The 10,979-nt window shown below is 53.4% G+C and carries 10 protein-coding genes and 2 pseudogenes; 3 read left to right on the forward strand and 9 right to left on the reverse strand.

The features are described from left to right. Nucleotides 1–65: 65 nt before the first annotated feature. Both ade and JRI89_12445 read right to left on the reverse strand, forming a co-directional pair. Nucleotides 66–1,805 carry an adenine deaminase gene (gene ade, locus JRI89_12440; GenBank protein MBW2072047.1) on the reverse strand — a complete coding sequence of 580 codons (1,740 nt, stop codon included), beginning with the start codon at nucleotides 1,803–1,805 and terminating at the stop codon, nucleotides 66–68. Between the two features lie 437 nt (nucleotides 1,806–2,242). Next, nucleotides 2,243–2,587: a cupin domain-containing protein gene (locus tag JRI89_12445; GenBank protein ID MBW2072048.1), complete on the reverse strand. Its 345-nt coding sequence runs from the start codon at nucleotides 2,585–2,587 to the stop codon at nucleotides 2,243–2,245. Nucleotides 2,588–2,692: 105 nt separating this feature from the next. On the opposite strand from JRI89_12445, the gene JRI89_12450 reads away from it, so the two are divergent. After that, nucleotides 2,693–2,878 carry a hypothetical protein gene (locus tag JRI89_12450; GenBank protein ID MBW2072049.1) on the forward strand — a complete coding sequence of 62 codons (186 nt, stop codon included), beginning with the start codon at nucleotides 2,693–2,695 and terminating at the stop codon, nucleotides 2,876–2,878. 164 nt (nucleotides 2,879–3,042) lie between these two features. Here JRI89_12450 and JRI89_12455 read toward each other — a convergent pair whose 3' ends face one another. After that, nucleotides 3,043–3,231: a hypothetical protein gene (locus JRI89_12455; GenBank protein MBW2072050.1), complete on the reverse strand. Its 189-nt coding sequence runs from the start codon at nucleotides 3,229–3,231 to the stop codon at nucleotides 3,043–3,045. After that, nucleotides 3,228–4,061, reverse strand: a complete 834-nt coding sequence (locus JRI89_12460; GenBank protein ID MBW2072051.1) for an alpha/beta fold hydrolase — start codon at nucleotides 4,059–4,061, stop codon at nucleotides 3,228–3,230. The genes JRI89_12455 and JRI89_12460 overlap by 4 nt, the downstream gene beginning before the upstream one ends. 352 nt (nucleotides 4,062–4,413) lie before the next feature. On the opposite strand from JRI89_12460, the gene JRI89_12465 reads away from it, so the two are divergent. Beyond that, nucleotides 4,414–5,427, forward strand: a complete 1,014-nt coding sequence (locus tag JRI89_12465) for a tRNA-dihydrouridine synthase family protein (GenBank protein MBW2072052.1) — start codon at nucleotides 4,414–4,416, stop codon at nucleotides 5,425–5,427. 75 nt (nucleotides 5,428–5,502) lie between these two features. Here JRI89_12465 and amrS read toward each other — a convergent pair whose 3' ends face one another. The 3 genes and pseudogenes from amrS to amrB all read right to left on the reverse strand — a co-directional run bounded on the left by amrS (nucleotide 5,503) and on the right by amrB (nucleotide 8,155). Next, nucleotides 5,503–6,699, reverse strand: coding sequence for an AmmeMemoRadiSam system radical SAM enzyme (gene amrS / locus JRI89_12470; protein MBW2072053.1), 1,197 nt, complete (start codon nucleotides 6,697–6,699; stop codon nucleotides 5,503–5,505). Nucleotides 6,700–6,767: 68 nt separating this feature from the next. Then, nucleotides 6,768–7,351 (reverse strand): annotated as a pseudogene (gene amrA, locus JRI89_12475) (AmmeMemoRadiSam system protein A). Continuing rightward, nucleotides 7,334–8,155: pseudogene (gene amrB, locus JRI89_12480) on the reverse strand (AmmeMemoRadiSam system protein B). Before amrB ends, amrA begins: the two co-directional pseudogenes overlap by 18 nt. A 311-nt stretch (nucleotides 8,156–8,466) precedes the next feature. Here amrB and JRI89_12485 point away from each other — a divergent pair. Continuing rightward, the gene (locus JRI89_12485; protein ID MBW2072054.1) at nucleotides 8,467–9,225 is read left to right on the forward strand and encodes an RNA methyltransferase; all 759 of its coding nucleotides are present in this window, start codon (nucleotides 8,467–8,469) and stop codon (nucleotides 9,223–9,225) included. A gap of 135 nt (nucleotides 9,226–9,360) precedes the next feature. Here the strand turns inward: JRI89_12485 and trpS are convergent, their stop codons facing one another. Together trpS and JRI89_12495 are read right to left on the reverse strand one after the other, a co-directional pair. After that, nucleotides 9,361–10,326: a tryptophan--tRNA ligase gene (trpS, locus tag JRI89_12490; GenBank protein ID MBW2072055.1), complete on the reverse strand. Its 966-nt coding sequence runs from the start codon at nucleotides 10,324–10,326 to the stop codon at nucleotides 9,361–9,363. 322 nt (nucleotides 10,327–10,648) lie between these two features. Next, complete coding sequence (locus JRI89_12495; GenBank protein ID MBW2072056.1) at nucleotides 10,649–10,903, reverse strand: hypothetical protein; 255 nt, start codon at nucleotides 10,901–10,903, stop codon at nucleotides 10,649–10,651. Between the last annotated feature and the right edge of the window lie 76 nt (nucleotides 10,904–10,979).

Consider the following 10,979-nt stretch of genomic DNA (forward strand, 5'->3'; position numbering starts at 1 on the left):
GTGAAATCGCAAAATTTCTCGGCTTCTCAGGGGGCGTTCAGCAGAATTATATATCAACTGGAACCCTATTCACGGACAGGGGCATCATCCACAAAGAGCGGCACCTGGGCAAGCTGCTCGCCATCAACCAGGCCGTAATCCGTGATCTTCAACCTGGGTATCACGGGAAGGGCCAGAAAAGACAGGGCCATAAATGGATGCTCCACAGTGGCACCCAGGGCCGCAGCCGCCTCGTTCACTTTGCTGTTGCCGGCAACCACTTCCTGCAGTGAAGCAGTAGACATGAGACCAGCGAGAGGCAGTGGCAGTGTGGCTATCACCTTCCCTCGGTCTGCAACTGCCAGTCCGCCGCCAAGCTCTCGCAGACTGTTAACCGCGGTGACCATGTCCGCATCATCTGCGCCAACCACCACTAGATTATGAGAATCATGGGCAACTGTGGAAGCCAGCGCTCCACTGCGCAGGCCAAAACCATGAACAAAACCAAGCCCCCGACGACCACTGCCGTGATGCCGCTCGAACACAGCCACCTTGAGAAGATCATTTTGTGGATCGCTCACCGCCTCACCGTTTCTCTCCACCACTCTGACAATGTCTTCTCCAGTGATCAGGGAGCCAGGAATGAGCCTTATGACGCGCAGCCATTGACCACGGCACTCAATGCGCAGATCCTCTAGCCGTACTGCCGACAGCTTCATGGTAACAGGCAAACCTGCTGTCTTCACAACCATCTCCAGCAGGCAGCCGCCTGCGGCAGCCACCAACTTTCCTGCCTTGTATACTCTGTCGATATGAAACGGCTGCAAAGTTGTAAGTACCAGCATGTCTGCCTGGCAGCCAGGGGCAATGGCGCCCAGCCGGCGAAGGCCAAAATATTCCGCCGGGTTTCTGGTGGCCATTCGAATAGCCATCATTGGCTCAATGCCCAGGTTCATGGCCCGGGAAACCATACTGTCCATGTGCCCCCTGGTTGCCAGCTCTTCCGGATGGCAATCGTCGCTGACCAGCATGCACCGCCGCTCATTTCTAACGGTTACCAGAGGAGCTAGATTTTCCAGATCTCTGGCCTGGCTTCCCTCTCTAATCATTATGAACATACCTTTGGAAAGTTTCTCTTTTGCTTCTGCCAATCGAATGCATTCATGGTCCGAACCGATGCCCGCGCTTAGATAGGCATCGAGTCCAGCACCTGAAAGGCCAGGAGCATGTCCATCAACGACCTTGCCACAAAATCGTTGGATCTTGTCCATGATCTCCGCATCACCTTCAATTACTCCTGGAAAATTCATTACTTCTCCAAGACCAAGGATGCGGGAAAATTGCTGCAACGACTGCAGATCATTTCCGTCCAGTCTGGCACCTGAACTCTCCAGGTGGCTTGCAGGCACACATGATGGCGCCATAAAAAAGACGTCAAGTCCTATGTCCTCAGTAGCCTCCAGCATAAATTGGACACCTGGAAGGCCAGCCACGTTTGCTATTTCATGCGGATCAGCTACCACCGAGGTGGTCCCATGGGGCAGCACGGCCCTGGCAAATTCAGCTGGATGCAACATAGAACTCTCCAGGTGAAGATGGCCGTCAATCAGGCCTGGACAGAGTATAGCACCTGCCAGATCCACCTCTTCCCTGGCTGGCCGCTCTCCAAAGCCGACTATCTGGCCGTCGAAGACTGCCACCTCCGTCTCTTGCAAGACACCTGCAAACACGTCCACTATCTGACAATTCTTGAACAGGAGGTCAACGGGCCTTTTCCCTCGGGCAGCCTCGATACGTTGCTTCAAAGTATCAGTCCATACAGTCATGCCGATCTCTAACTATGAGGGAGGCAAATCTTGCTGTCCACAATAACTGGCACAAAGAAGCGCCTGCCGGATGACCCTATTCTCCCGCCCCGCCAACAACATCAAAGATTATCCACTTGAACCATGGGCAAGCACCGACCCTTTCCCATGTTGGCAGCAGTCTGTGGGCAGAAGGAGAGTTTGCCGCCATGTTTTCTCAACCTGTCTTGCCAGTGATTAGTCCCAGCCAGTCGAAACCCTCGTTATCAGAGAGGCTGTTGGCTGCTGCTGCCGAGGCAAAAGCATTGAGGATAGAGTCCGATGCCGCCTGTAGGCGGCGTGCGCCTGTACCTTCTCTTCTGGCAAGAACCAGTTATGGCAATATAATGGGCATAAACCGCTTTTCTCAGCTGATATTTCAAGAGCAACTCCAGGCAGTTTCCTTAATCCACCTCCTGTCAAGGTCTGCTCCGAGGTTGATAACGATCTACCTGAGCAAAAAAATCGATGAGCCACGTCCTTGCATTGAAGCGGGCCGAGTGGATCACTCCACCTGGGATGTAGTAGCTGTCTCCTTTACGGTAAGTTCGGGTCTCCTCCCCGATAGTAAGCACCATCTCTCCTTGCAGAACAACTCCCCATTGCGGTCCGTGGCTGTGCGGCTTCACCTCGCCTATCGGGCCTATATCAAAAAAAACTAGCTGCTCCTGACGGCCCTGCATCAGGTAGCCTTTAACTCCCGGGAGGGACACATCAATCTCGGGGAGGTTGCGGATTTCCTCTGGGTAGAATTCCTCTTCCATAGCTGCACCTTATCTATCCTTTCGTTTGACATGTAAAGCATGTCTGTTACAATATAAAAAATAGTTAACATGTCCTCACAACAGCCTCGAGAGGGGGTGAGGTGGATGGATCTCAATGAGCGTCTTATCGTTCGTACTATGGAGAGTCCCTGCCGAACCTGCCAACGCCGCAATGAGAACAGAGAGTTGTGCATGCGAGACTGCCGCAAGTTGGAAGAGTTCCAGGATGCCATGATTCAGAGTCATGAACAGAGGATCGTCTGGTTTTCTTCCCGGCTGCGAGCTGCCTGACATGGTGTAATTGCCGAAGCTTTCGCGTTGTTTTGCTCAAATGACAGGTAGGACAGAGTACAGCTCTGTGCCAGGTAGAGGGAGCAATACCTGGCTGCATCCTTAGGATTGTCGTCTTTCAGGAAAGAAGATGTTTGCTCTGGATGCAGGTTGCTGTCCCGACATCAGTGCAAGGTGTTCTCGTGCTCCCATTCATCTGGCAGATAGCGGGACCAGGCATGCTGGCAAAGAGGGCAAGCCAGCGGCACCAGTTCCCCTGGTTCAGCACTCATACCCTCGAAGGCCAGATCAAAATAGAAAAATTCCTTGCATTCTTCACACTGGAAGCGATCCATATCCTCCTGTCCTGTCATTCACCCCTTTCCAGACACTTCCTGACAAGTTGAGCCGTCTGTTTGCAATAGAGAAGCCCTACATGGTCGACTTCTTTGGTTTCTATGGATTCCACTCGCTCACCCACCACCTGGGCAGATTCATTGGGAAGTACCATATTATCAAGTACTGTGTAGATTGAGTAGAGACTTCCGGCCGGCGGGGCCATGACCCCTTCACCATTCAAACTCTGGAGAAGCTCACTGTGCGGCAGCAACTCCCGTGCAGCTTCTCCTACGCCAAATACTGCTAGTTTTGAACCGTTATGAGGACTGCCGAGGGTAACCACATTTCTGACCTTGCTTTCGGAAAAATGGTCCCGCAGATAAGCGCGGATTACTATGCCCCCCATACTGTGGCCCACAAGGTCTACCTGATCACAATCTGCTGCCTCGAGTACTCTGTCGATTGTCTGAGCCAGGGTTTGGGCGTGAACATTGATAGAGCGAAATTTCCCTGGCAGATTCACTGCCTCCAGGTAAGACCACCCCCACTGCCTGAACCATCTCAGATACATGAACCAGGCGGTACGATTGTGATAGAGGCCGTGGACAAATATGACAGGCAGTTGCTCCCCCTTTTGGCGTGAGCCTCCCCAGTAGCTGCTGCTCCAATTGGTAAACCAGCAAGCCACCGCCATCAGGTGGCTGTAAATATTCCAGGTGAACCCTTTGAGAAAAAGAGTAACGAGTGATCCTCGGCCCCGCAGCTTTTCAAGATGGCTGCCATTGGCGGACTCGTAGTACATGACAAAGTAAGTCCAACTCAAAACAGCCACATAACAGAACAACAACAGCCACAACCAGCACATAAGCTCACCTCGATGTAAACGCCACTACTTTTTCATGGTATTCTCGGAGAAAATCCCAGAACAATCCTCGCCCTGTTGATCCAGTTTACAATATCAGATATTTTGTCAATGGTCATATCCTTCAGCCTGAGCTCAGCTTCCTGGGCCAAGTAGACTGTGCCAGGCAGTACTGCTCCATGAAAGGTCCATATCTGCCTGCCAGCAAGAGATCTGCCCAGAGGGCTGTCTCGGGGGCTCAGGCTGTTTGTTGCACAGCAAAGCTGAGGGCAGGCTCTGGAACTAGCCAGAATTACATCTTAATTCTGGTTCCACCTCAAGAAGTTTATCTTCTTTTCGGAAGCACCTCCTCGTCATGGCAGAGAAACGGTTGAGCAATAGTACTTCTTGCACCATCAAAGGCTTGTCAGTCAACCCTCCACTGCTGTTGGCGCCAATGGCTGGCTTGACCCACACAGCCTTCCGTCAACTCGTGGCTGGCTTTGGCGGCTGTGGGCTGTTCTACACAGAAATGTTGAGCGCTCGCGCCCTGCCCCACGAGTCGCCCTCCTCGTCACCATGGCTCAAGAGGAACCACCGTGAAAAGCCCATCATGTATCAACTCCTCGTCACCCGTCCAGAGGAGATTGCCCCGGCCATCCACAAGGTGGAGATGAGCGGCGCCGATGGCATCGATCTCAACATGGGCTGTACTGCTGCGGCCATCATCAAGAGAGGCGGCGGTGTTGCCCTGATGAAGGACACCAGCAGAGCACAGAAAATTGTAGCTGCCGCTCGCCGCGCCACCAGTCTGCCGCTGACCGCAAAGATCCGCCTGGGCTATGCCAGCCAGGCAGCTCATCTGACCGAATTCGCCCGGATGTTGGAGGATACTGGCGTAGACGCTCTGGTGGTGCATGCTCGCTTCAAAGAGGACAGACTGAAACGGCCGGCGAGGTGGCAGCATATTGGCAATCTCCGGGCAACTCTGGGCATACCTATAATTGGCAACGGTGACATCGACTCTCCTGCCGCAGCCTTGCGCATGTTCCGGGAGACTGGCTGCCACGCCGTCATGATCGGCCGCGCAGTTGCCCGTCGACCCTGGCTGCTGCAGCGCATTGCCGCCGAGCTGTTCGATTTTCCCTGTGACAACCTGCAAATAGACCATGCGGCGGTATACAACCGCTTCATCTCTCTCCTGCAAGCCAGTCTGCCGCCCGAATATCAGTTTCCTCTTCTCAAACAGTTTACCTTCTATTTTGCCCGAAACTACAGCTTCGGCCACACCCTCTGGCGCCTGGTGCAGAAGGCCCCTTCCCTCGACGAAGCTCGCATAGTCGCCAACAAGTTTTTCAACACAGAAAAACCTCTACCGAATGTTTGCTGATTCAGGCGAGGCCCAACGGTATCGCCACCCGGCCACTGCTGGCCGCTCCTGTTCGATCACCGTAAATCCGGGTATTCAGGTGGTCCAGCGATTCGACATGCCCTGGGCTCGAGTGTGCTGCGGCAGCTGCCAGATGCCAGGAATGGCCTGGCCACACTGGCGGCACTTCCCTCCACTCAAGCCAACTATCTCAACCCTGTAGCCAGTGCGACTTATCAATCTGTTATTGCAGCGCGGGCAGTTGGTGTTCTCAGCAGGATGTCCCGGTACGTTGCCAATGTAGACATAATGCAGGCCCGCCTGCCTGGCGATCTTCACTGCTCGCTCCAGGGTGGATATCGGAGTCGGTGGCAGACTCTTCAATTTGTACATGGGATAGAATCGGCTGAAATGAAGCGGCACCTGGGTGCCGAGCTCTTTCTTGATCCACTGGCACATGGCGCCTACTTCTCTGGGATCATCGTTCTTGCCGGGAATCATCAGATTGACAATTTCCAGGTGCACTCCCTCATGCCGCAAATATTTGAGCGTTTCCAGCACAGGAGCCAGGGTTCCTTCAGTAATTTCCTGGTAATAGGACTCGGAGAAACCTTTGAGATCTATACAGGCAGCATCCAGGCGCCTGCAGAGCTCCGCAAGGGGCCGCTCGTTCACATAGCCGTTGGAGTGCATGACGTTGAGGATGCTCTTCTGCCTGACAGCTGCGCCTATGTCTTGCATGTACTCCATGAATATGGTGGGCTCAACGTAAGTGGAGGCAACAGAGCTGCATCGCATTCTTTCTGCCTGGCGGGCCACTTCTTCTGGAGGCAGGTGGTAGTTGTAAGTATCATCTGGCAAGGCCTGGGATATCTCCCAGTTCTGGCAAAATTTACAGTCAAAATTACAGCCGGCAGTGGCAAGCGAAAAAGATCGACTTCCGGGCAGCACGTGGAAGAAAGGCTTCTTTTCTATGGGGTCAACATGGACAGCGCAGGGATTGCCGTATACCAGGGAATAGTACTTGCCGTTGTTGTTTTCTCTAACACCGCAGTAGCCTCTGTCCCCATCATCAACTTCGCAGAAGCGGGGACAGAGCTCACAGCGAATCCTCTTCTCTGGCAGAGCAGTAAAATAGGGTGAAACTTTGCGGCCGACATATCCCTTTTCCAGATCTAGAAGGCCAGCTTCTGCGGTAGTCAGGGCCTGAGACAGAAGCTCCACACTGCTACACAGGAGAATGCCCCGGCCGCACTTCTTGAGAAATTCCCGTCTGTTCATGCTGCCCCACATCAGTTGCTCCCCATGAGAGAATCTTGCTGTATTTTTGCTTTGCGCCCGGAATGAAGTCCGAGTGTGACCTAGAACACATCTGCTGCAAAGATGTAAATCTCAGTTTTGTTGTCCTTCCAGGCCTCCTTCTCTAAATAAGCTTTCTGGCAGGTGTGCTCGAGAAACGTCTTCCGGTCCCAGCCCCACTCTGTAGCCACCTGCGGCAGCAGCAGACCTGAGTAGCCGTCCCGGCGTATACTTCCACATTGTGGATGCGCTTCAATGGAGTCAACACAGAGATCTCTATCTCCAGCTCGGGCAGTTCTTCTCTGGTCACTGCTGGAAACCTGGGGTCCTGAAAAGCGGCAGCAATCGCCATTTCAGAAACAGTCTCAATGAGAGGCTGCTGCCCCCTGATATGGCCAATGCATCCTCTCAATTTGCCATGCTTGTGGAGAGTGACAAAAGCACCCATATGTTCATTCAGCTTGGGGGAATCGACCCGCAAGTTGGGCATGGCCTTGTTCAAACAGTGGGCCTCGATGGATTCTCTGGCTATCTTGTGAAGCAAAGCCTTCTCTTCTGGGCTTAGACCCAGATCAACACCCACCTTTTTATCACTTCTGCCCTGCTTCGAATCTTTTCCGGGGTTAGCCCAGAAAGCCGCAGCCATATACCCCACCACACTGCTGCGGTCACCAGTCACGTCACCAGAGTTGGCATAATGAAGCACCCTGCTCTTGTTGGCGCCCAGCTGGCGAGCCAGCAGCATGGCCGTGACCATGGGGCCGCCGCCGCATGCTTCACACTGGTGCTCGGCCAGGCTGTCGCTCAGACCTCTGGCATCGAAGCCGTTCACCTTCTCGAGCACCACACTGTCCAACTTCTTTGCCTGCTCATAAGGATGAAAGTGTGACAGATCCGAACTGGCCACCACCAGTATAGATTTTCCTGCAATACAGTCAGCCAGCGCCTCTGCAAGCCATTGGCAGGTGGCAAAGCTCTGATCACCCATAACCAGAGGAACCAGCTTGAAGTCGGCCAGCACAACCTGCAGGAAAGGAAGCTGAATCTCCAGCGAGTGCTCCTGAGCATGCGCCTCGGGTACGTATCTGATGCGCGGCTCCCGTCCTTCGAGAGCTCTGATAAGATCCTGATCCAGGGGCACAATACCCAGAGGCGTGCGATAGCCGCCGCGGTCGTATACGGAAACCCCTGGGAAATAGGCCCTGTGACTGGGGGCAATAATCACCACAGTGGCAAATTTTCGTTCTGCAAGCAGCTTGTAGCCGTAGGCTGCCACCTGACCCGAATAGCGATAACCCGCATGGGGGGAAATCAGGGCAATGAGATTTCCCTCGATGTGCTGCTCGGGCACGGCCTTCAGGTATCTGTCGATCTCCTGCCGCAGGCGGTCGGCTGTGCCTGGATACCACGTTCCTGCAATTACCGATTCACGGATTTGCTGTGCTTCCATAGTAGGTCCCTCCTTAGCGGCCGCACTCTCCGCGGGCACACATGTGAGAGAAAACAGAAGCATGACCGTCGAAAAGAGCACTACGGTGATGGCAGATGATTTATCCAACATGGTCTCAGCGCTGCCTTCTGGATGTCTTACCTATGAGAGGTCGAGGAGCACAGAGTACGCATTCCACACTGGCGCTGGAACATGAAATCATTCTAATGAATCCCCTCGAGAGCTGTCAACAACAGGATTTCGAATGCCCTTCAAAATAGCTGCCACCTCCGCTATACTTTACCTTGCAACGAGCTCTTGACGGGAACATCATGAAATCCACCACAACCTATCTCGACAACATTGCCATTGTACTTCATCGCCCGCGGTTTCCTGAAAACATTGGCGCAGCAGCCAGGGCAGCCTGCAACATGGGGCTGTGGCGCTTGATTCTGGTGGATCCCGTAAACTGCGATCTCACCCGGATTCTCCGGATGGCAACGCACGCTGCTGCTGAGGTGGTGGAGAAAATGGATGTATACCCAGACCTGGCCGCAGCGCTCAGCTCTTTCAGTTACGTGGTGGGAACTACGGCACGGGTGGGCGGCCAGCGAAGAGAGCTCAGAACGCCCCGCAAGATGGCTGCCGAACTGGTTCCCATTTGCAGACACAATGAAGTAGCCATCGTCTTTGGTCCTGAGGATCGCGGCCTCACCAACGCCGACCTGCGGTTCTGTCACGCCCTGGTAACAATTCCCACCAGCGGCTTCTCTTCTTTGAATCTGGCGCAAGCAGTCATGATCATCTCCTACGAACTGCTGCTGGCCGGCCGCACTGAAGTGAGTGAATTTGTGCCGCGGCTGGCCAATCGTCAGGAGCTGGACGCCATGTATGACCACCTCGAGGAAACCTTCATCAAGATCGGCTTCATCAATCCGGAGAACCCTGACCACTGGATGCAGAACATCCGGCGCTTCTTTTCCAGGGTGGGATTGCGCGCCAGGGACGTAAAGGTAATCCGCGGCATCTGCCGGCAGATCGATTGGTACACGCAAAGGCGCCTCGAGGCTATGGAAAGAAGGCAAAAGTAAAGTAGCTCGGGGACGGTGTTTACAAAGTGTACTTATCTATTTCTACACAATATCTGCGAGACTGGCAACGCAGTCTGAAGTCTGCGCCTACCGACTTGTTGCCAGGAGGTGCGCCAATAGCAGTTACCCCCAGACTCAATAAACCAACCCCACACGCTGCCGGACAAGCTCCAGGGTGGGGATCGCTTTATTCCTTGCCTTTTCCGCGCCGCTCTTTAGAATCTGGCGGATCTCGTCCACGTTAGCGGTCAACCGCTCCCTTTCTGCGCGTGGAGCCCGGAAGTACTCCCAGATCCGTTCAAATAGCTCTTTCTTTACATCGCTGTACTTGAGTCCTCCCTGTCTGTAGCGCTGTGCCAGCTCTTGCTTTTCTTTGTCTTCGAGGAATAAGGAGTATATGGCAAAGAGATTGCATTTATCCGGATCTTTAGGGTCCGCCACGGGTGTGGAGTCAGTCACAATCCTGGCAATTTTCTTGCGCAGGGTCTCTTCGTTCGCAAAAATCTCGATAGTGTTGTTGTAGGATTTGCTCATTTTCCTGCCGTCGATCCCCAGGACCGTGGGGATGTCCGGATTGATCTCAGCCTCAGGGATAGTGAATGTTTCTCCATACAGTCCATTGAACTTCTCAGCGATATCGCGACATATCTCCAGATGCTGCTGCTGATCCTTGCCCACCGGCACCCTTTCGGCCTGGTAGAGCAGAATGTCTGCGGCCATGAGAACCGGATAGGAGAGGAGCCCGTGATTGGGCGCCAGGCCCTGAGCAATTTTATCCTTGTAAGAGTGGCTTCTGAGCAAAAGCCCCACTGGAGTCACGTTGTTCAAAATCCAGGTGAGTTCCGTGACCTCCGGCACATCTGACTGCACCCAGAATATAGCCCTGTCTGGATCCAAACCCAGCGCCAGAAAATCAATGGCTGCCTCCACTGTTCCAGCGGCAAGAAGCGCCCCCTCCGTTACAGAAGTCATTGCATGATAGTTCACTATGAAGCAGTAGAGTTCATTCTCTTCCTGGTACTGGATCATAGGCTTCATCATGCCAAAATAGTTGCCAATGTGTAGATTGCCGGAGGGCTGAATACCGGAAAGCACTCTCATAGTCTTACACTCCTTCTGCAAGTCTTCCACAATAGACATCTCGCTCAAATCAACCTTTTTACTCTATTCTACTCATTATGCAACCCCAAAATCGTTCAGAGTCAAACATGACGGTGACTAGCACGTAGTCCTGCCATAGCTGCCTATCTGCCGGCGCCAACAAAAACCAAGCCCGAATGTTTCAAGAATCATGCCCTGGTTTGATTCAGAAAACATTCGGGCTTGGGAGGTTCCTGATTGCAAGGAGAAGCAGAGAGGCTCACAGCCACCTCAATCGTGGCGGTGCTCCTGACCGCCTTCTCATCCCTGCACCAGCATTCTTCTATTCACCTGGCACAATGCGCAGCCTGGAACTGCCGTATCTCGGCCTCTTCTTGTACCTGCTGCAGGACATACACTTTTGCCCGCAATCTGCTCTCTCGGATGCAGTGAGCAGTCCAGGAATAAGGTAGGCTCTCTCCATTTTGGCCTGATACGGACACTGTCTATTGAAAAAGAACGGACAGGAATCGAGACGATGAGCCAACATGGCATCTCCATCTTTGCTGGTGGTTATTTCAGTAATTTTACGGTTCATTTAAACACCCACTCATCCTGTTGTTGTGGTTGTCGTTGCTTGCCTCCACAAGATCTGCGAACCGTTCATCTCTTGA

Source organism: Deltaproteobacteria bacterium (genome assembly GCA_019309045.1).
Lineage (GTDB): Bacteria > Desulfobacterota > Syntrophobacteria > BM002 > BM002 > JAFDGZ01.

Bases quoted from the DNA above. Each gene is read 5' to 3' on its own strand.
- JRI89_12445 (MBW2072048.1), bottom strand. From the start codon at position 2,587: ATGGAAGAGGAATTCTACCCAGAGGAAATCCGCAACCTCCCCGAGATT.
- JRI89_12485 (MBW2072054.1), top strand. From the start codon at position 8,467: ATGAAATCCACCACAACCTATCTCGACAACATTGCCATTGTACTTCAT.
- trpS (MBW2072055.1), bottom strand. From the start codon at position 10,326: ATGAGAGTGCTTTCCGGTATTCAGCCCTCCGGCAATCTACACATTGGC.
- JRI89_12455 (MBW2072050.1), bottom strand. From the start codon at position 3,231: ATGACAGGACAGGAGGATATGGATCGCTTCCAGTGTGAAGAATGCAAG.
- JRI89_12450 (MBW2072049.1), top strand. From the start codon at position 2,693: ATGGATCTCAATGAGCGTCTTATCGTTCGTACTATGGAGAGTCCCTGC.
- ade (MBW2072047.1), bottom strand. From the start codon at position 1,805: ATGACTGTATGGACTGATACTTTGAAGCAACGTATCGAGGCTGCCCGA.
- JRI89_12495 (MBW2072056.1), bottom strand. From the start codon at position 10,903: ATGAACCGTAAAATTACTGAAATAACCACCAGCAAAGATGGAGATGCC.
- amrS (MBW2072053.1), bottom strand. From the start codon at position 6,699: ATGTGGGGCAGCATGAACAGACGGGAATTTCTCAAGAAGTGCGGCCGG.
- JRI89_12465 (MBW2072052.1), top strand. From the start codon at position 4,414: ATGGCAGAGAAACGGTTGAGCAATAGTACTTCTTGCACCATCAAAGGC.
- JRI89_12460 (MBW2072051.1), bottom strand. From the start codon at position 4,061: ATGTGCTGGTTGTGGCTGTTGTTGTTCTGTTATGTGGCTGTTTTGAGT.